The sequence below is a fragment of the Obesumbacterium proteus genome, from assembly GCF_001586165.1.
In the GTDB taxonomy this organism is placed as follows: Bacteria; Pseudomonadota; Gammaproteobacteria; order Enterobacterales; family Enterobacteriaceae; genus Hafnia; species Hafnia protea.
Genome location: NZ_CP014608.1, coordinates 3,998,530 through 4,022,589 on the forward strand (window position 1 = coordinate 3,998,530; position 24,060 = coordinate 4,022,589).

Sequence of the window (24,060 nt, forward strand, 5' to 3'; positions counted from 1 at the left end):
TTAATGATTCAAAAGACTTTAACAAAATAACCCCTAGTTACTACAAAAGGTTTACCCCTCCTGTAGATAAGATATAATGATCTCAGGAGGATTTATGACTATTTACGCTTATACCCGCGTTTCAAAAGCCGAAAATGAAATCGGCACGACAGATAATCAGATCATAAACATTGAATCACAATTAAAGATAGATAACGTATATTCTGATGTGAACATTTCTGGCTCAATGCCATTTCAAAAACGACCAGAAGCACAAAAGTTGGTATCTGTACTCAAATCAGGCGATATAGTAGTAGTTGCTAAATTAGATCGTGGATTCCGTGATACCGCCGATTGCTTAAACACAGTTAAATGGCTTCAGAAAAGAAATGTCACGTTAAGAATCCTTGATATTGCCCTTGATGTATCTACTCCGATAGGTGAAATGATTTTGACTATAATGGCTTCAGTGGCAACTTTTGAACGCAAGCGGATCGCTGAACGTATTAAAGATGGGTTTACCAATGGACGGAAGCAGGGTAAAAGTTATGGGTATAAGCTAGAAGCTGTACATCAATCAGTAGCGATAAGGTCCTTTAAACGGCGCCAGGAAGCTTTAGAACGTTATGAGATGATTCGTACAAACCTGAGTGAGTTAATCGCGCAGAACGCTACTGAGGCTCAAATGTTGATTCATTTGAGAACATTAGGTCAACCTGTATCTCGCACAACGTTGCGTAACGCACTTGGAAAGTAGCTGGTAGCGATACAAAATTGATTGTACGAAATATGTTCAATTTGTTTCACGAAAACTGTGGTATCGTAAGTATAATGCCTTTACAACCACTACATCTGGTCTGTAAATAATTGAAGCATTTGTAATTTGCTTTAAAAAATGAGTGTTATAATGGTTCTACAGGTTTTCTATCAGTTCTTACTACTAACTAAACCTAAGAAGATAGAATGTGGCTTTGCCACTGCATCGAAGATGCATTATAGATACGATCATGTATAATTTCGCAGATCATATCTATACTGATAGTGATGTTAATGAAACAGGTTTACTTACAATTGCTTACCGTTCCACTAGCAATGACCTCCTGACTATCCATAATTGAAATCTCACCTTTACCAGTACGGCTGTCGAACCAGACTGTTGTACTACCAGTATTATCTTCTTCATGGTAGGTATGCTGTGTTCCTTTTTGTGAATGTTCACCAACCAAATTTAACTTGGTTCGAGTTATTTTACCGGTATTTTCATTCGTCACACTAACGAAACAAGTTGGTGCGCTATTAGCTTTTTGTATTTCATGCGGTGGTGAAAATCGACCTCGCATCTGATTTCCGAAGTTTGTGAGTTCTTCCATATTTACAGAATATGCAGAAGCACCAAATGAGAACGTTAATAATGAAGCTAAAACTAATCTTTTCATTTGCAACTCCCTGTTAAGTAGGATAATACTTCATTGGTTTTGTTTTCTGTCATTACCATTGTTGCCGAAAGTGTTCGACGATCTACTTCAAGTTTAAATGTATATCCTTTGTCATCTGATTCGTAGATAAAGTATTTCTTATCATTAGAAACACTTCGGTTTTTGAATAAATTAGTATCAGTTACACCACTGCCGGGTTGTTGATAAGAACATTTAAAATCCGGTATCGGCTCTTTATTACAACCAGTAAGTGTTGCTAAAGAGGAAGTTACTACCAAAGGTAAAATAGAATTTTTAAGCATCTTAACCTAACTCGAATTTTTCTGATTGGGATTTAGTTTTGATGATTCGTTGGTCTCATGTTGGTCATTCGCGGTTCTGAACACCTGATAACGTAGATTTGTACAATTTTTATCCTCCAAAGTGTGCTGTGTTAAGAATTTGTCTACCGAGTAACTGGTGGTAGTCGATAGACGACTCGTGACTGATGTTTTAAGCATTAGTCCGTTCAATTATATAAATCAGGTTTCTATTGCACACAGAAATGATGACTATAAGTCACAATAACACATTAGAAATGTGACTCATAGTCCGTGGTCTGATAAGCATCAAAAAGTGATGCTTATCCTATGAAAACTGAACTACATATCAAATTCGGGAAGCGTGTCCGGGAGCTTCGTAAGGCGCTAGGCTGGTCACAAGAGGAGTTCGCTGATAGGTGCGGATTGGATCGTACTTACGTGAGCGGGATTGAACGCGGCATTAGAAACCCAACCTTGCAAATTATTGGTATTATCGCTGAAGCATTAAATGTTGAAATTAGTTCGTTGTTCATTTGAACTAGTTGACTTCCTTGGATATTATTCGTAACTAATATGCTATTGTTCACATAATCATATGGTTTAGTGAAATTATATTTAATTAAATGATAACGGACTGTGACAATGTTAACTTGGACTAGACAAGGCTCATCAGATACTCTTTTGCTATTTGTTCATGGACTGATGGGGGGGAAGTGAAACGTGGATGGCGCCATCAGGTGTCTCCCTTCCTCAATTAATAGATGAAGACCCAGCTTTAAATAAAACATTTGATATAGCCTGCTTCGATTATTATTCTACTTGGAGTAGAAAAATCAGTGGTACGAAGACACTCGTACAGCGATTATTCAAAGTAAGAAATAAAACACCCAAAAACTTGCCGATTGATGAAATTTCAGAACTTTTACAAACTAATTTTATTGTTGAATTCAATGGGTACAAAAAAGTTATCATCATAGCTCATAGTATGGGTGGGCTGATTAGTAAATCTTGTATAATTAAACAGATTTCCAAAAATCTTTCGACTAATATTATTGGTTTTATATCATTGGCAGTACCTCACTCAGGTTCAGCTATAGCAAATTATGCTTCCTTTATTAGTAGCCATGAACAAATAAAAGATTTATCTGTTTTAAGTAACGAAGTTGACAGGTTAAATCGAGAATGGATGGGATTGGCCTTTAGGCCATTAGATCGGTATCTTTATGGTTCTTATGATACAGTTGTAAAAAAACAAAGTGCAATTGCTATTCATAGTAATGATCGTGCCAACTATTTAGCTTTGGATGAAGATCATACCAGCATATGCAAACCTATAAATAGGGATGCTCTTGCATATAAATCTATTGTTAAGTATATAAAACAGATTGACGAATCGTGTAGAGCAAAAGAAATACTTGATATCAGAAGATTAGATGATAAACAACTTTATAATGATGAGTATTTTGTTTTAAAGTTAGTTATAGCTGATGTACATGAACGTATAACAGGCCAAGCGAAGGAATACTTCTACAATGCGGAAAGAGCAAGGAAGTTATTCACTAGTGATCAAGATAAAAAAGATCTGAAATATCTTTACGACAGAGTTAATGAAATATATAAAATAGAGTATCAAAATTTCCTTTGCCAAAAAGGGAGAGTGAGTTCTGAGCAGTTAATATATACCGTACACTCCAAAATACTTGAAAAAAATGATGTTCATTTAAAATCTAGACTCGAGAATTTAACAATAACTCACAAAGCTGGAATGCTTCATCAACTTGCTAATTCTCCTAACGATAAAGTGATATGGACTGAAAGCTTTGAACTGGACTCTCTTGAAAAAATGAAGGGGCAAGGTAATGGGTAAATTACCTTATATTGATGCCGATGATACATTGGAATTGAACTCAATTATATTATTGGTAATATTGTCAGCTTTGGGCAAAAATAGGAACTCAACACCTGTATTGAACTTTGAAAAAATACAATGCTTATTTTATTTAATAAAAAACCCATCAAAAATAAATGATGTCTTGCTAGCTAACGATCGAAATGTAATATTTTTTGAATCGAAAATAATATACACAATTGCAAGTCAGTCAATAAATGTTGATATACTCTACTCTCGCAGTAAACTTAAAACAATAATTAAGAATTTAGCTTTACACGGGTTCCTGGATGTGTTTAGCGATGAATCTAATGAGATACAATATTGCGCATCTGAAAAAGGTGAGGTTTTTTTAAGGGGAATAGATACAGCTTACGTATCAAGAATTAGTTCTATCGCAATTAAAATCAAACCACTGGCTAGTCAGTCTGCTCAAAAAACTATTAAATCAATAAACAAACTACTTGCGGGACAATTATGAAAACTAAATTCAAGATATCCAGATTGATTATTGCTGGTATACGGAAGAATTACATCACTACTTTCCATGAAGGGGTGAATATTATCTATGGTGATTCAGATACTGGCAAGTCAACCATATTAGAGCTTATTAACTATACACTTGGTTCAAAAACCATTGACTTAGCTGATGAAATAAATACATCCTGTCATTATGTTTCCTCTGAGTTTGTTATAAACGATAAATTATATACCTTTAAGAGAGATATTTTCAATAAAAATAATCCAATAGAAGTGTACCCTTGCTCGTTTGAAGATTGCTCGAATTTTTATCCTGATAAATTTAATCCAACTTCTATCCCTTTAAATAATGGATTAGAATACGTTTCAGACTTTTTACTAGATCTTCTTAACTTCCCCAAATTAAAAATCAAAACCTCACCATCCAAAGCAAATTCCAATTTCCAAAAAGTCAGTTTCAGAAATATATTCAAGTATTGCTATCTTGACCAAGATAGCGTTGGAAGTAAAAATCTCTTAGAAAATAATAATTGGGTAAAGTCATCTATTCTAAAAGAAACTTTCAAGTACATAACAAATACTCTTGACTCATCAATCTCTGAGATTTCTATTGAAATTGCCAATTTAATTAATAGCAAAGATATATTATCAAAAGAACATAGCGTTATATCTAAATTCTTTCAAGAGTCTAATGTCAAAAATATAAATGAAATAGATCATGAGATTAACGTAATAGATGAAAACATTGATGTACTTACCGATGAAGTTAATAATATAAATACTAGTATGGAAGCTAACTCTAAGAACTATCTAGAGTTAAAATCTTATTATGATGAGTTGAATATTAATACTAAAAGACTAGATATTGAAACGAAAGAGTTGTCAGCCAAGATAGAGAATTATTCAAGGCTTCTAAATGGCTATGACAACGATATAGATAAAATCTCTAGTGTTTTACTGGCGCAAACTCGTATAGGTGAGATTAGTAAAGAGGTTTCACCATGTCCTATTTGTGATTCCTCAATAACTATTGAAATTGAAAAAGATAATTTTTCCATTGTCCCTTCGACACATCTTGAAAAGGAAATTTCATCCCTAAAATCTCGTAAGCGAGATATCAAATCATTGATTCAACTATCAAAGGATGAACATAAATCTAAATACTCTGAGATGATCGAGAACCAAAATTTATTAATTAAAGTTAGGACAATGATTGATGAAGAAAACTCTAATATGGTGACACCATTTCTAACACAAAGAGATGCTCTATTAAAAGAGTTGAATCGAAGCGAAGAGAGACGTAACAATCTAGTATCCACTCTTAAATTAAGAAATCAACTTAATAAAATAATTGAAAGAATCGCCCAGCATGAATCTCAGTTGATTTATCTTAATGACACTCTTGATGAACTAAAAAGTAAAGCGCCAGATATTAATGTTATATTTTCTGAAATGAAGAACTATATGCATTCCTATTTGGAAAACATAAATATAAAAAATAGGAAAAACATTTCTATTAGCGAAAAAACATTTTTGCCTATTTTCAGAGGACATGATTATAGTACAATTACTTCAGGTGGATTAAGAACTATTTTGTCAATAGGGTATTACTTAAGCCTCATGAATTTAAGTATAAAAATGAATATTAATTACCCTAATTTTATTATGATAGATACCGTTGGAAAGTACTTAGGTAAAACTGGTACTTATCAAATTACACAACCTATTGATAATGAAGTAGATGAGGGTTTAACTGATCCTGAGAAGTATAAAAATATTTATGCTGAAATTTTAAATATTACAGAATTAGCAAAATCAAAAGACATATCCTGTCAAATTATTATTGTGGACAATGACATCCCTGATCACATAAAAAAATGTGAAAATGATTTTGTCGTTGAACATTTTAGTACTATTGGTGTTGTGAAGAGCAAAATAGGTCTGATAGATGATTTATGAATATAAATGGTAGTTTCATAAATTATGTGTGGTGTCGTTAAGAGGGGCTGCACATGCCCCTTTATCTTATTTTAAGTCATGTGCTATATCAGTTTTATAAAAATAAATGGTTTTTATAGCCTTCATTAAAATAACGAGTTTATTGAAACTGAACTTAATTATTTTTAAATTTCATTAAAGCATAGTTTCTTAGATAGTTATTTTTAATCAATACTGTTCAGTAACTTTTCAAAATCCTCTCCCAGATACATTACTGATTCACTATTTTCATAATAATACTCAACAATTTCATAGCCACCTTTAGGTATTCCATTAATGCTAATGCTTTCATGCTCAACCATTTTAGATATATCATATCCATAACTTTGTGCTTGTTCTTTAGTCAGTATTGATATCGTATATGGCTCAATATGGACTATAACAACATCATTACTCTTTATATAAATCATTTCGTATTCTGTTTGCGTGATTTTTTTCGCAGTCATTAACTATCCCCATTAGTGTTTTGATATACGCTTTTATAATTTAATTCTAATCATTTGCCTAATTTATTAATTGCAAAAGAAATATCTGTTGAGTGTTTCATTGTACGAATCATTGTAAAGAGCTCAGTGGCCTCAACATATTCTTTACGCAAATATCCTAACCATTGTTTGATGCGCGCAACGTGATACAAACCTGTATCGCCCTGTTTTTCAAGCTGGCTATATTTTTTCAGTAGTTTCACTACATCCGCCCATGGCATACGAGGAGCGTTGTATTTAATTACGCGGCTTAAATTTGGGATATTCAACGCACCACGTCCGACCATCACTGCATCACAGCCCGTTGCCATCATACAATCTTGCGCACTTTGCCAATCCCATATTTCGCCGTTAGCAATCACCGGAATCGATAACCGTTTGCGGATTTCACCAATCGCTTGCCAGTTAATGCGCTCCGCTTTGTAGCCGTCTTCTTTGGTACGCCCGTGAACGACCAGTTCGGTCGCGCCGGCCTGCTGAACAGCATCCGCAATCTCAAACTGCCGCGCGTCGCTGTCCCAACCGAGTCGAATTTTAACGGTTACGGGAAAGTGCGCAGGCACCGCCTCACGCATGGCTTTTGCTCCACGATAAATCAGCTCAGGATCTTTTAACAACGTCGCCCCGCCGCCACTTCCGTTAACGAGCTTTGAAGGACATCCGCAATTAAGGTCGACACCGTTTGAACCCAGTTCAACAGCACGAACGGCATTTTCCGCAAGCCACCCTGGATGCTGCCCGAGTAATTGGATACGTACTAAAGTGCCGGATTCAGTGCGGCTATGATTATGTAATTCAGGACATAATCGATAAAAGGATTTTTCCGGCAATAACTGGTCGACTACACGTAAAAACTCCGTAATGCAATGATCGTAGTCGTTTACTTCAGTTAAAAGCTCTCGCACTAACGAGTCGAGAACACCTTCCATCGGAGCTAGTAATACTCGCATGTATTTCCTGAAAAATTCAAATTGGATATTATTACTTTAGAAGCTGGTGCTGTAATTCCTGATCTGATTTATATCTTCTAAGCACAACATAGCTAAGATCGCCGCACCATAGAATCGGTTTACCAGTTGTTGCATACAAACATTTACCAATAATTAGAGCATGACAGCCATCCAACTCGTCTAGACTATTGACTACCTTAAACTGTTCTCTGAAAGCACTAGCTATATCTTGCTGGATACAAACACTTAAACCTGATTTAATATTACCTGCGTTTAACCAAATTTTCCCATCATTCGTTTGCCCAACATCACTAATGAACCCCCAAAAGATCCTCCGTGCTCCATCCATCCATGGCTTAACATTTGCAAATTCAACAAATAGTTCAGCACCATTCTCTGGTAAATCACTAAAATCCTGACCTTTGAAGCCAATCTTTTTTTCTAAATAACATTGCCCTTTTGATTGTACTAATTTGTAGAGCAATCGTTTCAAAGTAAAATGTGCTGGGTATTTTACACTGCCACCGTCGTTAGATTTTTCACCCGTAAACCTCTGTCCTATAGGTGTAGCTTCGGAGGTTTGTTCAGCCAGTTTCACGTCAATATCATAGCTTTGAGTTAAATCGAAATCTATAACTAAGCCACTATCAGTATCCGATACTGGTAATGCCTTATCATTGCTACCCTCGCCCACTGCTTCATATGAAGTACCTAATGAGCAGTTTTCCTGGTGATGGGCACAAAAATGCGGTGCATCATTTCCATAACTAGACCGTCTAAACCATGCATCTCCACTACATTCGGTACACAGTAAACTACGTCTTTTTGATTGAATTTCAGCTGTGGGCAGCGCGTAAAATGCCTCAGCCGTCCATTCCTGCTCATCAATAGTACAAAAGGCTTTATCCACCGAGATTCCCTCCAATGACCTTTTTTTTCATCATACCATTACGCATATAGAACATTTAGTTAGCGGTGATGATCCAGTTCAAATTATTGGATGAAGCCATTGTACTAAGTTGATCCCTCATAAACTTAGTCCACCCACAGTTCAAATCTACGCCCCACGACCCCAGCTCAACGGCTCGCGCCGCATTTTCGCCCAACCACTGAGGATGTTGCCCCAGTAATTGCACGCGCACGGCGGTTCCTGAAGGTGTTAGGCTTTGATTAGCCAGTTCTGGGCAAAGACGGTAATACACTTTTTCAGGCAGCAGGCTGTCCACCACGCGCACAAACTCGGTGATGCAGAGATCGTAATCATTCACTTCGGTCAGCAGTTCGCGCACCAAAGAGTCGAGAACCCCTTCCATCGGTGCTAAAAGCACCCTTTTTACTGTCTGCATAAATCAGCCTGCATGATCATCGTTAGTATCTGCGCCTAAATTTGAGGCGCAAATGGTACTGAGTTCAGCGCTCGCCCGCAACGGGAGAACAACGCGCCAGCACATTCAGCAATAATTCCACCCAATTCTGAGCCATAGCTTCACTTTCCACGTTGGTAAAACCTAAGATCAGCCCGTGGGGCGGATTTTCAGTGCCGTGATACCAAACGCTAAGCGCCTCCAGCGCAAGCCCCTGTACGCGCGCCTCTCTTTCAACCAAAGCATCATCGAAACATTCGGGTAAACGTACCAGCAAATGCATACCGCCAGCTTGAAGCTCAGTGGTTAGCCGATAACGTGTCTGTCGCTGTAACGCCTGCGCCAGCCAGAGGCGACGCTGAGCATACAAACTGCGCATTTTCTTTAGATGACGATAAAACTGACCTGAATAGATAAACTGTGCCGTAGTGGCCTGCATCAGCGTAGGACAAACGCAGGGATACGTCCGCATGGTCTGATGGAACTGAGGTAATAGAGACTCAGGTACCACCACGTATGCAATCCGCAGCCCAGGGAATAACACCTTGCTAAACGTGCCGACGTACAGCACGCGATCCAGCTGATCTAAACTTTTCAGCGCCGGTAGCGGATGCCCTTGATAGTGAAATTCACCATCATAGTCATCCTCAATAATCCAGCTTTGCTGGCGCTGCGCCCATGCTAAAAGCTGCATGCGCCGTGGCAGACTAAGCCCTAAGCCGAGCGGGCTTTGATGTGCTGGCGTCACCAACGCCGCACGTGCCTGTGCATGATTGCGCACGCCTTTTTCCACGCACAAGCCCTGCTCATCCACGGGGATGGGCACGGTGTTAACGCCAAAATCTTGCAGCACATGCCATGGAAACGGAAAACAGGGCTCTTCTAACCAAACTTCATCCCCGCGGTTGAGTAAGGCATTCGCAATCAGTGATAGCACCGAGCGATATCCAGCCGCGATAAATATTTGATGCGCCGCACAGCGAATACCGCGTGAAATATGCAAATACCCAGCTAACGCCTCCCGCAGTGCGGGATAACCTTGAGGCGCAGGATGAGAAAGTTCTTCACGCCGAGTCTGACGCGCACACTGGCTTAATAAGCGATTCCATTGCCCTAAAGGAAATGCATCCAAAGCAGGCGCACCGAGTTGAAACGGCAACAGCTGTGAAGAGGGCAAAGGCATGCCGGCATGACGAGGCGCTTCTAATATCGGTTTCGGGATCTCAGCGCTTTTCGCCATATTTAGCCGTCGAGAAACCCGCGTTCCACCCTGCTGGCTATTTTCGATATATCCTTCACCGCTCAGCAATCCATAGGCCGCTTCAACGGTTCCACGGGCAACGTTTAAATCACTGGCTAAGCCACGCAGCGAAGGCAACCGCTCGCCGGGAGCCAGTACGCCATCGGCAATCGCCATCTTAATACGTTGGTAAATTTGGCGATAAATCGGCTCTTTGGCCGCAGGGTCAACGACGAGGAAAGAATGAAGCGCCGCCATGATATGGCCTATAAAAATAGTGAAGATATGGCTCTATATACTAGGCCATATTGAGCGTAAAGTCGCTTTATCAAACCACGACAGCGACGCGCTTTAGCGTTGTTCAAATGTATTTTGCGGAGAATAAATCATGTCACACCTGCGTCTTGCTTACGGCAAACTTTCCCCTGAGGCCTATAACGGCCTTATTCAAACCAGCATGGCATTAAGCAAAAGCTCATTAGGCCATTTGGTTGAACTGGTTTACCTGCGTATTTCCCAAATCAACGGCTGCGCATTTTGTTTGGATATGCACAGTACGGCGCTGCGTAAAGCCGGTTACAGCCAACATAAAATGGATATTTTATCTGGCTGGCGTATGGCAGAAGCGTTCGACGCGCGTGAACGTGCAGCGCTAGACTGGGCCGAAGCCGTCACGCATATTTCATATTGTGGAACGTCCGATGAATTATTTGCGACGTTGAAAGAACACTTTAACGATACTGAAATTGCTGACTTAACGTTTGCCATTAGCCTTATGAATGCCTTCAATCGTATGGCAATCAGCATGCGTCAGTAAGACCTAGCTACGCGGAGGAAAGTGGGTTAATACGAAGTCGACCCACACTCTGACTCTTGGCGGTATATCCGCCGAGGGATACCAAATATGCATCGAACGCGCTTGCGGCCAAAACGGCTCCAGAATCGGTATTAAACGCCCACTGCGAAAGTGCTCCTCGAGATACCAATCCGCCAAGCACACAATGCCCATATGGCTCAGCGCCGCATCAACCAAACTATCGGGCGATGTGGCAATAAATGAAGCCTGCTGTTCATTCACGCTACCTTCACCATCCCACCACGCCATCAGCTTTCCGCTACCGGAATTTCGATGTATCAGGCGATGATGCGAGAGAAGATCACTTATCGTTTGTGGCGTGCCGAAACGCGCCAGATATTCAGGCGATGCCGCCATTTTACTGTAGGCCATGCATATTTCGCGCCCCACCAGTCGACTGTCGGTGGCGGTACGTTGACCAATTGCCACATCAATGTTCTCACCGATGAGATTCACTAAACGCGGCTCCATCTCAAGATCGATGGTCACCTTTGGAAAACGTTGGCTGAATATCGGCAGCAGCGGCATTAATCGATGGCGACCAAAACCGGGAATGACGCTCACACGAACCAATCCAGAGGGCTCTTCGCTCAGCTGCCTCTCGTCCAAGGCCTGATTTAATGCCTGCCATAACGGCGTTATCCGACGGCGAAAATCGGCGCCCTCTTCCGTCAGCATGACAAAATGCGTATTGCGCGCAAATAAGCGGATATTTAAACGCATTTCTAATGCCCGCACATTCTTACTCACCGCCGCGGCGCTAATCCCCAGTTGGCGAGCTGCCGCAGAAAAGCTTTGTGCCTCTGCCGAAGCCAAAAAGGCGGGGATCAGTCGATATACGTCTACAGGCAATGCCATGCTTTTAACCTTAGGTTGAAACAGATTTACTGTTTTACAGGCTACACCACCACGCGAAGAAATGAAAAAATAGCCACATCGGTAGCATTATCATTCTCCCTATCATTGAAATCACAAGAGAAGACCTATGAAAAAAGTGCTGGTATTAGCCGCGCATCGCTTTCCCGATCAGTCACGCATCAGCCATGCTGCGATTGATGCATTGAAAACACAGAAAAACGTCACCGTAAATGAGCTGATGCGCCACTACCCCGATTACAACATCGACGTAGAACGTGAACAGAAACTGCTCACTGAACACGATATTGTGGTAATGCTCTTCCCCTTCTATTGGTATAGCTCACCGGCGATTTTAAAAGAGTGGCAAGATGCCGTATTAACCTATGGTTTTGCCTATGGCAGCCAAGGCAAAGCATTACATGGCAAATCGCTGATGATCGCGACCTCAACAGGAGGCAATGCGCAGGCGTATACCGCCGAGGGATACAATCGCTATCCTGTCGAAAGCCTCTTATTACCGTTTAACAATATGAGTCATTTGGTTGGCATGCATTGGCTGGACCCATATTTGATTCAGGGCGCTAACGATATTACGGATCAATTAATTGATACTGGTGTGAATGGATTACTGAGTCGAATCCATGAATTGCAAAACGCTGACTGATTTTTGACGCTGTCATCCTCTCTGCTGGAGGATGACAGACCAAATTTGGCTTATTTAAATAAGCGGTTTTAAGAAGGTTTCTTCTCTTCCCATTTACCCCAAGGATTTGCATCAGAGACGTTGGCTTCTTGGAGAGGAGCAGGTGTGTCCGCCAGTGAATCAATATACAGCTCTTCCACTTTTTGCCGAGCCCACGGGGTGCGACGCAAAAATTTCAGGCTTGATTTAATGCTAGGATCGCTTTTGAAGCAGTTGATGCTAATAATCTTCGCCAACTCAGCCCAGCCATAACGCTCCACCAGCGATGTCAGCAAAGCTTCCAGCGTGATGCCATGCAAAGGGTCTTTAGATGTTTGGGCGTTCATGGAAATTCCTGTCGGCAATGGACTCAATACGAGTTTAAAAAATTTTCGCACACCATACTGACTGCGGCCTGAGAGTGCAAGCCGCAGGCGTGCTGGAACCGTCAGCACCTTTTTAGCTATCAAGACATCGCAATGAACTGATCGCGCAACGCCTGAATATCATCCCTGAGGCTGGCGGCCTCTTCAAACTCAAGGTTTTGAGCATGTTTATACATCTGCGCTTCCAGATCGCGAATTTTCTGCTCGATCTGTTTTGGAGACAACGCTTGATAAGCAGCAGAAGACTCAGCCGCTTTGCTGCTTCGCCCATGCTTACCTTTACCACGTGACGATGCTTCACCCAGTTGGAGAATATCGGATACTTTCTTATTCAACGCCTGTGGCGTTATGCCATGCTCGAGATTATACGCTTCCTGTTTTGCGCGACGACGTTCAGTTTCACCAATCGCTTTCTCCATAGAGTTGGTGATGCGATCGCCATAAAGAATCGCTTTACCATTCAGGTTACGTGCCGCACGGCCAATGGTCTGAATCAGCGAACGCTCTGAACGCAGGAAGCCTTCTTTGTCTGCATCTAAAATCGCGACCAGCGAAACCTCTGGCATATCGAGCCCTTCACGAAGAAGGTTGATACCGACCAGTACATCAAACTCACCGAGACGAAGATCTCGGATGATCTCAACACGTTCAACGGTATCGATATCAGAATGCAGATAGCGGACCCGCACACCGTGTTCATCGAGATATTCGGTTAAGTCCTCCGCCATTCGCTTGGTCAACGTAGTGACCAGCACACGCTCATTAATCGCCTCACGAATACGAATTTCAGAGAGCAAATCGTCAACCTGCGTGGCAACCGGACGCACCTCAATCAACGGATCAAGCAAACCGGTCGGGCGTACAACCTGATCGACAATATCACTGCCTGATTTTTCAAGCTCATAATTACCCGGCGTTGCAGACACATAAATCGTTTGCGGTGCCAAAGCCTCAAACTCTTCAAAGCGCATTGGGCGGTTATCAAGCGCAGAAGGCAAGCGGAATCCATACTCCACCAGCGTCTCTTTGCGCGCTCGGTCGCCGCGATACATGCCGCCAATTTGAGGTATGGTGACGTGGGATTCATCGATCACCAGCAGCCCATCGGCAGGAAGATAATCAAACAGCGTTGGTGGTGCTTCACCCGGCTTACGCCCAGAGAGATAGCGCGAGTAGTTTTCAATGCCCGAGCAATAGCCTAGCTCGTTCATCATTTCGAGATCGAACTGGGTACGCTGCGTCAACCGTTGCTCTTCTAGCAGCTTGTTATTGGCCAGCAACACTTTGCGCCGCTCCGCCAAATCAACCTTAATATCTTCCATCGCCTGCAAAATGCGTTCACGCGGCGTGACATAGTGCGTTTTTGGATACACGGTAAAACGCTGAACTTCTTGGATCAGTTGTCCCGTTAATGGGTCGAACAGCGATAGACGCTCCACTTCCTCATCAAACAGCTCTACGCGTAGGGCTTCATCCTCAGATTCAGCGGGGAAAATATCAATCACTTCGCCACGAACGCGGAAGGTACCACGCTGAAAAGCCTGATCGTTACGCGCATATTGCAGCTCGGATAAGCGACGCAAGATGGCCCGCTGATCGATAATCATGCCGCGTGTTAAATGCAGCATCATTTTCAAATAGGCATCAGGATCGCCCAAGCCATAAATAGCAGAAACCGAGGCCACAACAATGACATCTTTGCGCTCAAGCAACGCTTTTGTCGCTGAAAGCCGCATTTGTTCAATATGTTCGTTTACCGAGGAGTCTTTCTCGATAAAGGTATCTGAACTCGGCACATAGGCTTCTGGCTGATAATAGTCGTAATAGGAGACAAAATACTCCACGGCATTTTCTGGGAAAAACTGCTTCATCTCGCCGTAAAGCTGTGCCGCTAAAGTTTTGTTGGGTGCCATGACCATGGTTGGACGATTGAGATCGGCAATCACGTTGGCAATCGTAAACGTCTTACCAGAACCCGTTACGCCCAGCAGCGTTTGATGCGCCAAACCATTTTCTAAACCTGCCTCTAAACGACGAATCGCCTCAGGCTGGTCGCCGTCTGGCTTGAATGCAGAATGCAATTTGAACGTTTTACTCATGAATCAACACCTTGCTTAAATGCATTTGTCTTTTAGAAGGGCCACGGCATTTTCGAATGCTTAATCGTCCGGCATTGATTATGGAAGGCCTACCCAATTTTGCCACTGTCTCTGGATATCTCCTGCGAGGGATTTCTCCACACGGTCAGAAAATCACGCTCACGATGATGTGAGAAGAGGGGAACTATGATACTGGATATAAAACCAGCTTCAAACCTTATCTGCACCGTTTTGTGTAATTCCCTATCCAATTTCGCCGCCTTAAGCTGCCCCAAAACCTCAAATTACATCCGTTTTACAATTTTCACCTACCGGTGACATTTATCCCCAATGCAGCTCGCGAATTAACTTTTTTAGTCTGCTCTTGTCAAGGCCGTTTTGTTGCGCAACGCGATTCTTTATCTAGTGCTTGATTTTAAATAACCCATTGAATAAAAACAGTTTTAAAATATAGTTACCATATCAACCAACCTGTGCGAAAGCCGCGCTGGCTCTGGGCTTTGACGAGTTCTCTAAACCTAATGCACAAGGTTATCCACAGGAATAGTGGATAACTTGCACCACTCCGCTTGGCGCTTGAGTTACGGAAAAATGACAATCTGTCAGTAAATCGACTCTGGAGTCCTTTTTTTAGTTAATTTTTTAGCTATTTTTTCTTTTTGATATACTTATTCGCACTAACAAAAGTGCTTGCTAGGGTAACTTATTTCGTTAAGCGAGGATTCAGAGCTTGATCTTTTATTCCCTTAATGAACCACGCTTGCACCGCTGTGTTTTTTTTGAGCATCTTAATAATGCAGAATTTATCTGCGTTTTTTTGCTCTCTTCTTAAGGTTTCATTAGCACTTATTAAGATTTTCCGTCTGTGATTCAAACAATGTATTTATTCACACTTTTGTTGTTAATGCTTTGTATGGGAAATGACGTTTTTGGTTGCAGTGTTCTCAGCCGTTATTTTCTTAGCCAGCCTGAAATCTCTCTCTGAGAACCACTATCCGCTTCGTTAATGGCACGATATAAATTGCACTGCATATTGACCGCTGCCAGCTCTAACAATCGGGAGTCTATACTGTAGTTTTTAACATCTCTTAACCATGTCAGAACGCTGGCCAGATGCCAGATGGACGTTTTCCCCTGATGCAGAGGTGCGGGGAAACTATTCCCTCCCTGCTCCATTAATTTGCGCATATTTTGGCGAGAAAAACCCAAACGCTCGGCAATATCGGTTAGTCCAACAAAATCAGGCGCAGCCTCGCACAGCACGGCATGTGGCATAACGCTCAATACATCTTGAATGGCCGTCGATATCGCCTCATTAGCATCCTCGGCGGTGCGGCAAAAATTCATGGCAATACGGCCAGCAATCCCCACGCCGATGGTGGCATCGGTGCAACCTGCCGCGCCTAATGCCTCAAGGTAGTTTGATGGTTCATCATTCTGATCTGGCAAAGAAAAAATGAGCGTAAATTCATAATCCTTCATGTTTTTTCCTCAGTCGTTACTTGGCATGATGAGCGCAATGCTCAACGATTTTTTTTAACTGACGCGCATGGTTTTCTGCATTCTTTGGCGTAGACCAAATGCACGTAATGCAAAACTCACCACAACGGCACTTTTCCTGCGGATAAGGACAATACATTTTCCCCCACGCATGGCTGCCGCCCACTTCGATACGCCACCCCTTCAACTCAACGAAGTTAAGCGCCAGCTCAATTTCCTTTTTTGGATGAGTCGCTCTGCTCATTTTCTGCTCCAAGCTTAAAAAAACACCATAAAGTTGTCAAGTGACAACCTTTATTTAAGTCAGAGCAACATACACGGGATAAAAACAGACCAACAGAGGGAATGAAGAAGACTGGAATCCGCTACGCAAAATAGTTTTGCGTAGCGTTGTATTACATTAATTCAGGGAAGAGAGATCCAAATATGCGGCAAGCGCTTTCGCATCGGCGTGCGGGATATGCGGGATTTCCCCCAGGCATGGCGCTGGTAATAATCGCATGAGGGTTGCCATATATTCAGCGTGACGTTTTCCTGGCTCTACCACACAGTTAGCCACCCATCCGCCCAGCCTTAATCCAGATTGCGCAACGGCCTGAGCCGTTAGCAAGGCGTGGTTGATACACCCGAGTTTCACTCCTACAACGAGTATCACGGGAAGCTGTTCTCGAACCACCCATTGCGCAAAAGACGTTGTCTCACTGAGCGGCGTGAACCATCCTCCCGCGCCCTCCACCAACGTCCAATTCGACTTTTTGCGCAGCGCTAGCAGCCCCTGCGACATCACGTCAAATTCGATAGGTCGGTTTTCATCAGCGCTAATAATGTGGGGTGACGTAGGCTCTTCAAAGGTATACGGGTTCACTTCTTCGTAGCCGACGGAGATTGAAGAGGCAGCCTGCAAAGCAAGCGCATCGGTGTTTCGCAGTTTTCCCTCACGCCATTCACTGCCAGAAGCGACAGGTTTATACCCAACCGTATCTTTCCCACGCAGAGTCGCAGCTTCCAACAGCGCGCTACTGACGACCGTTTTTCCCACTTCAGTGTCGGTTCCGGTAACAAACCATGCCTCGTTTAAACAAGGCTGCTCATATGTCTTTTCATTCACAGTGCAAAACTCCGATGACTAACTGATAGCTTAAAGGCAAACCTTCGGCCTGTTGAGGATAGACGCGGGCTAGTTGCGCAAAACGTCCACGACTGGTTAGCCCTGCGTCTCGACCTTGGTGTAAGTGCGTAGCACCAATGCCTTTGAGCGACTTCATGAGAGTGATGACATCGGGATAAAATTCAGTCTCATGGATTAGCTGCAAATCATGTGCAAACGGCTCACAGGCCAGTTTGATTGCGTCAAAGTCTAAGAACTGGTTAATGTGCGTTTGGCCGTCCACTTGCTGCCAAGCTTGAGCTAACTCAGTCAGCGAGCCTTGTGCCAACGTTGAAAACACCACTTTTCCCCCTGGCTTAACGACACGACACATCTCAGCCAATGCAGAACCTAGTGAACCACACCACTGAATAGCCAGATTGCTAAAGCAGAGATCGACGCTGTTATCAGGTAACGGAATATGTTCGATATCCGCGAGTAGATACTCCTCGGCACTGTCCAAAGCGCGCGATTTCTCAAGCATCCCTGCAGCCAAATCGAGAGAGATCACGTGTGAACCTGCTCGGCGGAATTGACGGCTAAAAACGCCGGTACCGCAGCCCGCATCCAACACCGTCAAGCCCGATAGGTTATCGAGCTGAGCGAAAAGCTTTTCGCCGCACCGCCGCTGAAAACCAGCAACGGCATCGTAACTATCCGCTGCGCGGCTAAACGCCGCGGCCACCGCAGATTTATTAACGCAAAGTGTGTGCGGTAACATGCAGCGCCTCCAATAAATGGTTTATATCCTGCTCGCTGTGCGCTGCGCTGAGGGTAATACGTAGACGTGCGGTTCCGGGGGGAACCGTTGGCGGACGAATAGCGCTGACCCAAATCCCCTGCTCACGCAGCTGCTGAGCTAAATCCAGCGCGGCCTGATTCTCTCCGATAATCACGGGTTGAATCGCAGAGCTTGATTCCATCAGCGTTAAGCCTAAATCGTTTAACCCTTGACGAAGCTGCACGACGTTCTGGTTAAGTTGGTTACGTAGCTCATCACCTTCACGTACTCGGCGCAGCGCAGCCGTAAGCGCACAGGCCTGAGCGGGAGGCATGCTGGTGCTGTAAATTAGATGACGCGCAAACTGAATGAAGTATTCAGCCACGGATTCAGAACATAAAACGGCGGCACCGCTGAGCCCAAAGGCTTTGCCAAATGTCACCACCAGCAATTCAGGCTTCACTTTCTGTGCGTCGCAGGTGCCGCGCCCCTGATCGCCACACACGCCAATGCCGTGCGCATCATCCACCATCAGCCAAGCTCCGGCACGTTGACTTTGTTGATGCAGATCCGCCAGCGGCGCACTATCGCCGTCCATGCTGAACACGCCCTCAGTCACCACCAGCGCTCGCCCTTCCCTATCGCTGTTTAAGAGCTTTTGAAGGGAACCTGGCTGGTTATGTTGAAAACGTCGCAGCGTCGCTGGGGATTGAATAGAAGCTTCCATTAGTGATGCGTGGCTGAGCTTATCGGCTAAGATGCTGTCACCTTTTTGCATCAGCGCAGCAATTACGGCCTGATTGGCCGCATAGCCTGAAATAAACAACAAGGCACGTGGATAGCCTAACCATCCTTCGAGCTGTTGTTCTAACTCTGCATGCGCGGTGGTGTAACCCGTCACATGCCCAGAGCCCGCACTGCCTACGCCGTAGCGTTCAGCGCCTTGTTGCCACGCGTCGATGACCGATTTATCGCGGCTTAGGCCAAGATAGTCGTTAGACGAGAAATTGAGATATGACCGCCCATTCACGAGGATCTCACGCCCGCTGCCCGCCTCACTCACAATCCGCGAACGATAGGCTCCGGCTGAGCGACGCTCAGCCAGCGCATTCTCGATATGCTGTTGAAAATTCATCATGATTACACGGCGGCGTTATAAAACTGCTCAGTATCGGCATGCAGCAATTGTTCGGTGAGGTGCTGCTGTTGCTGATTATCACCGTGCTCAGTTTCAGTCAGCTGCGGATTCAGCCCCAGTTTGCGGAACAGCTGAACATCTTTATCTTCACCCGGATTCGGCGTGGTAAGCAGCTTACAACCGTAGAAAATAGAGTTCGCTCCCGCCATAAAGCACATGGCCTGAGTTTGCTCATTCATTTGCTCACGACCAGCGGAAAGACGCACGTAAGACGTTGGCATCATGATACGTGCCACGGCAATAGTACGAATAAAATCAAAAGCATCGACATCGTCGTTATCCGCTAACGGCGTTCCTTTGACCTTCACCAACATATTAATCGGCACGCTTTCCGGTGCTTTAGGCAAATTCGCGAGCTGAGTGAGCAGACCGGCTCTATCCCGTACAGTTTCACCAAGCCCAACAATGCCACCTGAACAAACTTTAATACCAGCATCGCGCACTTTTTCCAGCGTATCCAAACGCTCCTGATAGCTGCGGGTCGTGATGATACTGCCGTAAAACTCTGGCGAGGTGTCGAGGTTGTGGTTGTAATAATCCAGCCCCGCATTGGCTAAACGGTTAGCCTGTTGGTCGGATAGCGTTCCGAGCGTCATACAGGTTTCCATCCCCATGTCTTTGACGCCCTGCACCATTTGCTCAAGGTAAGGCATATCGCGATCGTGCGGGTTTTTCCATGCCGCGCCCATACAGAATCGTGTGGAGCCAGCGGCTTTGGCCTGTCGCGCAGAATCCAGAACCTGCTGCACTTCCATCAGCTTTTCAGTTTCTAAACCCGTTTTATAACGCGAGCTTTGTGGACAGTATTTGCAGTCTTCGGGGCAAGCACCGGTTTTAATCGAAAGCAACGTGCTTACCTGCACCTGACGCGGGTCAAAATGTTGGCGATGAACCTGCTGAGCCTCAAACATTAACTCGAGGAACGGCTTTGCAAACAGAGCTTGGGCTTGCTCTAATGTCCAGTGATGACGATCTGCCATGATGGCAACTCCCTATTCAATTTGAGGGGAAAAAGTGTCGTCAGTTTAGAAAAAAGCGGTACACTGTCAACCAAATGATCACAATTTTAGTTTACTAATACTTATTATGACCCCATCTGATATCGAGTTCGACCGCCGCCACATCTGGCATCCGTACACGTCTATGACCCAGCCATTGCCCTGTTATCCCGTAACTTCGGCGCACGGTTGCGAACTGCATTTGGAGGACGGACGTCAGTTGGTCGACGGCATGTCTTCGTGGTGGGCCGCGATTCACGGATACAATCATCCCGCGCTGAACCACGCCGTGACTCAGCAACTTTCAGCCATGTCACACGTGATGTTTGGCGGGATCACTCATCCTTCCGCCGTTGCGCTATGCCAGCGTTTGGTGGATATCACGCCTGAAGCGCTGGAGTGCGTTTTCCTCGCGGATTCCGGTTCCGTTGCCGTGGAAGTGGCGATGAAAATGGCATTGCAGTACTGGCATACTCGCGGGGAGAAACGTCAGCGTTTTCTAACCCTAAGCAACGGCTATCACGGTGATACCTTCGGCGCCATGTCGGTATGCGATCCGAAAAACTCCATGCACAGTTTGTATCAGGGCTACCTTCCTGAGCATCTGTTTGCCCCCGCGCCACAGTGTGCATTTGGCGATGAGTGGAATGAAATGGACTTTGTGCCTTTTGCCCGCTTGCTGTCGGCGCATCATCAGGAGATCGCGGCGGTTATTCTGGAGCCTATCGTTCAAGGCGCTGGAGGCATGCGTTTCTATCATCCCCGTTATCTGAAGCTCGTTCGCGCCGCCTGCGAGCGTCATGGGATCTTGCTCATCGCCGATGAAATCGCGACGGGATTTGGCCGTACCGGCAAGCTTTTTGCCTGCGAACACGCGGGGATCACGCCAGATATTTTATGTTTAGGCAAAGCCATTACCGGTGGCTATATGACCTTATCTGCCACCATCGCCACGCGAAATGTGGCAGAAACCATCAGTAACGGCGAAGCGGGATGCTTCATGCATGGCCCTACCTTTATGGGTAACCCACTCGCCTGCGCCACGGCGGTGGCCAGTTTGGATATTCTTGCCAGCGGAGAGTGGAAAACGCAGGTCGCGGCGATAGAACACCAGCTACAGCAAGAGCTATTACCGCTTAACGATCACCCTCAGGTAAAGCAGGCTCGCGTCTTAGGGGCTATCGGCGTTGTTGAAACGCATAAAGCGGTGAATATGGCTAACTTACAGCGCTATTTCGTCGAACAAGGGGTTTGGGTGCGTCCTTTCGGTAAGTTAATTTATCTAATGCCGCCTTATATTATTTCTGCCAAACAGCTCACCAAGCTCACTCAAGCCGTATCCACTGCCTTAGATCAAGCCGAACACTTTCTGGAATAGCTTGATAAAAAAGACTTAGCGGTAAACTTGCAAGTTCGAATCTCTATTTCCTGTCTACGCTTATTAGCGAGATCACCTTTAGGTGGTCTCGTTTTTGCTTAAATAATAAGCGCCATAACGATAATTCACACCTATGAGTGTGAATACGCACTAATAATCGAATTAGACAGGAGTTTTAGATGAAGAAATGGCCACTTGCGCTGATGGCGTCAGCGCTTTCTCTCGCCCTATTACAGAGCGCTAACGCCGCATCAATGCCCGCTGTTGAGGCAAAAAACGGCATGGTTGTTAGCTCTCAGCATCTGGCCTCTCAGGTTGGGGTTGATATCCTCAAATTAGGAGGCAACGCCATTGATGCTGCTGTCGCCGTTGGCTACGCGCAGGCGGTGGTTAACCCTTGCTGCGGTAATATCGGCGGCGGCGGTTTTATGACCATACATTTGGCTAACGGTGAAGATACTTTCATTAACTTCCGTGAAACGGCGCCGGCCGCCGCCAGCGCCAATATGTATCTCGATGAAAAAGGAAACGTGAAGAAAGGTGCCAGCCTCTATGGTTATCTTGCCGCAGGTGTTCCGGGAACAGTTTTAGGGCTCGATACCGCACAGCGTAAATATGGCAAACTGACACGCCAGCAGGTGATGGAACCAGCAATCAAGCTGGCTCGCGAAGGCTTTATTCTCAATCGTGGCGATACCGATATTTTGGATACCACCATTGCTAAGTTTCGTGACGATCCCGAAGCCGCACGTATCTTTTTACGTCCAAACGGCGATCCCCTTCAGCCCGGCGATCGGCTGATTCAAACCGATCTGGCCAACACCCTTGAGTCTATTGCCCAGAACGGTCCCGATGCTTTCTATCAAGGTAAAATCCCTCAGGCCGTTGAAGCTGCGGCGAAAAAAGGGGGCGGGATCCTAACGGCCAAAGACTTCGCCGATTTCCGTATAGCAGAAACTGCGCCGATTACCTGCTCTTATCGCGGCTATGAATTTGTCTCTGCACCACCGCCAAGCTCCGGTGGCGTCACGCTTTGCGAAATTCTCAACGTTCTGGAAGGGTACGACCTCAAGGCATCTGGCTTTAATTCTGCACAAACTATTCATACCATGACGGAAGCAATGCGCCATGCCTATATGGATCGCAATACGTTCTTAGGCGATCCGGCATTTGTGAAGAACCCTACGGAAAAACTGCTCAGCAAAGAGTACGCCGCTGAAATTCGTAAGCAGATTCAGCCTGAAATCGCCACGCCTTCGAGCCGCGTTCAGCCGGGCATGGAACCACATGAAAAGCCAGAAACCACGCACTATTCTATCGTTGACCACAGCGGTAATGCAGTTTCCACCACCTATACCATCAACGGACGTTTTGGCTCCGTCGTGATTGCGCCCGGCACCGGATTTTTCCTCAACGATGAGATGGATGATTTCACCGTTAAAGTGGGTGAACAAAATATGTATGGCTTAGTGCAAGGTGCAACCAACGCTATCGCACCGGGTAAACGCCCTCTGTCATCCATGACGCCAACGTTGGTGACCAAAGATGGCAAAGTCTTTATGGTTGTTGGCTCTCCGGGGGGATCGCGAATTATCACCATCACATTGCAAACGGTGTTGAACATTATCGATCACGGCATGGCACCGCAAGAAGCCGTCGATGCCCCTCGAATTCATCACCAGTGGCTGCCGGATGAAGTTTACTTCGAACAGCGCGGCCTCTCGGCAGACACCCAAAGACTGTTACAGGATCGTGGCTATAAACTGGTTGAGCAAACGCCTTGGGGGGCCGCTGAACTGATTATGGTCGGTCTACCGGGCGCGGCCGGTGTTAGCTCAGAGAGTTCGGGCAATGACTCGGCGGTATCAGGGAAAGTGCGCGAAGGATTTATCTACGGCGCTAACGATGTTCGACGCCCTTCGGGTTCTGCCGTTGGTTACTGATTAGCAAATCGAGCCTACTTCCGCCCCTAGAGACTAGGGGCATCCCCCTTTGTGGCCGTTTATCTGTTAGAATACCCTTTCTTTTTTCACGCGGGTGCGCGCAGCTGCATCATTGGGTGAAAACTTCTCAACGTCTATGTGCTGTCATTTTCCTTTCAAACGATGAAGAAGA

At 44.8% G+C, this 24,060-nt stretch carries 24 protein-coding genes and 1 pseudogene; 9 read left to right on the forward strand and 16 right to left on the reverse strand.

The window, feature by feature from the left end:
- Nucleotides 1-94 precede the first annotated feature (94 nt).
- Complete coding sequence (locus tag DSM2777_RS18725) at nt 95-736, forward strand: recombinase family protein (RefSeq protein WP_061554834.1); 642 nt, start codon at nt 95-97, stop codon at nt 734-736.
- Between the two features lie 304 nt (nt 737-1,040).
- Here the strand turns inward: DSM2777_RS18725 and DSM2777_RS18730 are convergent, their stop codons facing one another.
- Nucleotides 1,041-1,415 (reverse strand): hypothetical protein, encoded by a 375-nt coding sequence (locus tag DSM2777_RS18730; RefSeq protein ID WP_061554835.1) that lies wholly within the window; start codon nt 1,413-1,415, stop codon nt 1,041-1,043.
- Nucleotides 1,412-1,717 carry a hypothetical protein gene (locus DSM2777_RS24580; RefSeq protein WP_156088327.1) on the reverse strand — a complete coding sequence of 102 codons (306 nt, stop codon included), beginning with the start codon at nt 1,715-1,717 and terminating at the stop codon, nt 1,412-1,414. The genes DSM2777_RS18730 and DSM2777_RS24580 overlap by 4 nt, the downstream gene beginning before the upstream one ends.
- 327 nt (nt 1,718-2,044) lie before the next feature.
- Between DSM2777_RS24580 and DSM2777_RS18735 the strand changes: the two genes are divergently transcribed.
- The 4 genes from DSM2777_RS18735 (at nt 2,045) to DSM2777_RS18750 (ending at nt 6,044) form a co-directional block, all read left to right on the forward strand.
- Complete coding sequence (locus DSM2777_RS18735) at nt 2,045-2,254, forward strand: helix-turn-helix domain-containing protein (RefSeq protein WP_061554836.1); 210 nt, start codon at nt 2,045-2,047, stop codon at nt 2,252-2,254.
- 187 nt (nt 2,255-2,441) lie between these two features.
- Nucleotides 2,442-3,584, forward strand: coding sequence for an ABC-three component system protein (locus DSM2777_RS18740; RefSeq protein ID WP_061554837.1), 1,143 nt, complete (start codon nt 2,442-2,444; stop codon nt 3,582-3,584).
- Nucleotides 3,577-4,086, forward strand: a complete 510-nt coding sequence (locus tag DSM2777_RS18745) for an ABC-three component system middle component 4 (protein WP_061554838.1) — start codon at nt 3,577-3,579, stop codon at nt 4,084-4,086. The genes DSM2777_RS18740 and DSM2777_RS18745 overlap by 8 nt, the downstream gene beginning before the upstream one ends.
- Nucleotides 4,083-6,044, forward strand: a complete 1,962-nt coding sequence (locus DSM2777_RS18750; protein WP_061554839.1) for an SMC family protein — start codon at nt 4,083-4,085, stop codon at nt 6,042-6,044. The genes DSM2777_RS18745 and DSM2777_RS18750 overlap by 4 nt, the downstream gene beginning before the upstream one ends.
- A 203-nt stretch (nt 6,045-6,247) precedes the next feature.
- On the opposite strand, the gene DSM2777_RS18755 is transcribed toward DSM2777_RS18750, so the two are convergent.
- From DSM2777_RS18755 to pdxR, 5 genes and pseudogenes are all read right to left on the reverse strand, one after another.
- Complete coding sequence (locus DSM2777_RS18755; protein WP_061554840.1) at nt 6,248-6,529, reverse strand: hypothetical protein; 282 nt, start codon at nt 6,527-6,529, stop codon at nt 6,248-6,250.
- A gap of 50 nt (nt 6,530-6,579) precedes the next feature.
- The gene (dusC, locus tag DSM2777_RS18760; protein ID WP_061554841.1) at nt 6,580-7,518 is read right to left on the reverse strand and encodes a tRNA dihydrouridine(16) synthase DusC; all 939 of its coding nucleotides are present in this window, start codon (nt 7,516-7,518) and stop codon (nt 6,580-6,582) included.
- A 31-nt stretch (nt 7,519-7,549) separates the two neighbouring features.
- The gene (locus DSM2777_RS18765; protein WP_064645434.1) at nt 7,550-8,428 is read right to left on the reverse strand and encodes a hypothetical protein; all 879 of its coding nucleotides are present in this window, start codon (nt 8,426-8,428) and stop codon (nt 7,550-7,552) included.
- A 133-nt stretch (nt 8,429-8,561) separates the two neighbouring features.
- Nucleotides 8,562-8,864, reverse strand: a pseudogene (locus DSM2777_RS18770) (tRNA-dihydrouridine synthase); the annotation flags it as partial.
- A gap of 64 nt (nt 8,865-8,928) precedes the next feature.
- Nucleotides 8,929-10,380: a MocR-like pyridoxine biosynthesis transcription factor PdxR gene (pdxR, locus tag DSM2777_RS18775; RefSeq protein WP_061554844.1), complete on the reverse strand. Its 1,452-nt coding sequence runs from the start codon at nt 10,378-10,380 to the stop codon at nt 8,929-8,931.
- Nucleotides 10,381-10,510: 130 nt separating this feature from the next.
- Here pdxR and DSM2777_RS18780 point away from each other — a divergent pair, with 130 nt between their 5' ends.
- Complete coding sequence (locus DSM2777_RS18780; RefSeq protein ID WP_025797546.1) at nt 10,511-10,939, forward strand: carboxymuconolactone decarboxylase family protein; 429 nt, start codon at nt 10,511-10,513, stop codon at nt 10,937-10,939.
- 3 nt (nt 10,940-10,942) lie between these two features.
- Here DSM2777_RS18780 and DSM2777_RS18785 read toward each other — a convergent pair whose 3' ends face one another.
- Nucleotides 10,943-11,836, reverse strand: coding sequence for a LysR family transcriptional regulator (locus DSM2777_RS18785; RefSeq protein WP_061554845.1), 894 nt, complete (start codon nt 11,834-11,836; stop codon nt 10,943-10,945).
- A gap of 127 nt (nt 11,837-11,963) precedes the next feature.
- Between DSM2777_RS18785 and DSM2777_RS18790 the strand changes: the two genes are divergently transcribed.
- Nucleotides 11,964-12,500, forward strand: a complete 537-nt coding sequence (locus DSM2777_RS18790; protein WP_043494472.1) for an NAD(P)H-dependent oxidoreductase — start codon at nt 11,964-11,966, stop codon at nt 12,498-12,500.
- Nucleotides 12,501-12,568: 68 nt separating this feature from the next.
- On the opposite strand, the gene DSM2777_RS18795 is transcribed toward DSM2777_RS18790, so the two are convergent.
- The 8 genes from DSM2777_RS18795 to bioB all read right to left on the reverse strand — a co-directional run bounded on the left by DSM2777_RS18795 (nt 12,569) and on the right by bioB (nt 20,549).
- The gene (locus DSM2777_RS18795) at nt 12,569-12,865 is read right to left on the reverse strand and encodes a VF530 family protein (RefSeq protein WP_061554846.1); all 297 of its coding nucleotides are present in this window, start codon (nt 12,863-12,865) and stop codon (nt 12,569-12,571) included.
- Between the two features lie 119 nt (nt 12,866-12,984).
- Nucleotides 12,985-15,003 (reverse strand): excinuclease ABC subunit UvrB, encoded by a 2,019-nt coding sequence (uvrB, locus tag DSM2777_RS18800; RefSeq protein WP_025797538.1) that lies wholly within the window; start codon nt 15,001-15,003, stop codon nt 12,985-12,987.
- A gap of 951 nt (nt 15,004-15,954) precedes the next feature.
- On the reverse strand, nt 15,955-16,485 hold the full coding sequence (locus tag DSM2777_RS18805) for a helix-turn-helix transcriptional regulator (RefSeq protein WP_061554847.1): 531 nt from the start codon (nt 16,483-16,485) through the stop codon (nt 15,955-15,957).
- Between the two features lie 16 nt (nt 16,486-16,501).
- Nucleotides 16,502-16,747 carry a hypothetical protein gene (locus tag DSM2777_RS18810; RefSeq protein ID WP_061554848.1) on the reverse strand — a complete coding sequence of 82 codons (246 nt, stop codon included), beginning with the start codon at nt 16,745-16,747 and terminating at the stop codon, nt 16,502-16,504.
- Nucleotides 16,748-16,903: 156 nt separating this feature from the next.
- Nucleotides 16,904-17,611, reverse strand: a complete 708-nt coding sequence (gene bioD, locus DSM2777_RS18815) for a dethiobiotin synthase (protein ID WP_061554849.1) — start codon at nt 17,609-17,611, stop codon at nt 16,904-16,906.
- The gene (gene bioC, locus DSM2777_RS18820; RefSeq protein WP_061554850.1) at nt 17,604-18,371 is read right to left on the reverse strand and encodes a malonyl-ACP O-methyltransferase BioC; all 768 of its coding nucleotides are present in this window, start codon (nt 18,369-18,371) and stop codon (nt 17,604-17,606) included. Before bioC ends, bioD begins: the two co-directional genes overlap by 8 nt.
- A complete protein-coding gene (gene bioF, locus DSM2777_RS18825; RefSeq protein ID WP_061555438.1) occupies nt 18,346-19,506 on the reverse strand; it encodes an 8-amino-7-oxononanoate synthase in 1,161 nt (386 codons plus the stop codon). The genes bioC and bioF overlap by 26 nt, the downstream gene beginning before the upstream one ends.
- 5 nt (nt 19,507-19,511) lie before the next feature.
- Nucleotides 19,512-20,549, reverse strand: coding sequence for a biotin synthase BioB (gene bioB, locus DSM2777_RS18830; RefSeq protein WP_025797528.1), 1,038 nt, complete (start codon nt 20,547-20,549; stop codon nt 19,512-19,514).
- Nucleotides 20,550-20,655: 106 nt separating this feature from the next.
- On the opposite strand from bioB, the gene bioA reads away from it, so the two are divergent.
- Nucleotides 20,656-21,945 carry an adenosylmethionine--8-amino-7-oxononanoate transaminase gene (gene bioA / locus DSM2777_RS18835; RefSeq protein WP_082790897.1) on the forward strand — a complete coding sequence of 430 codons (1,290 nt, stop codon included), beginning with the start codon at nt 20,656-20,658 and terminating at the stop codon, nt 21,943-21,945.
- A gap of 179 nt (nt 21,946-22,124) precedes the next feature.
- Nucleotides 22,125-23,888: a gamma-glutamyltransferase gene (ggt, locus tag DSM2777_RS18840; protein WP_061554852.1), complete on the forward strand. Its 1,764-nt coding sequence runs from the start codon at nt 22,125-22,127 to the stop codon at nt 23,886-23,888.
- Nucleotides 23,889-24,060 lie beyond the last annotated feature (172 nt).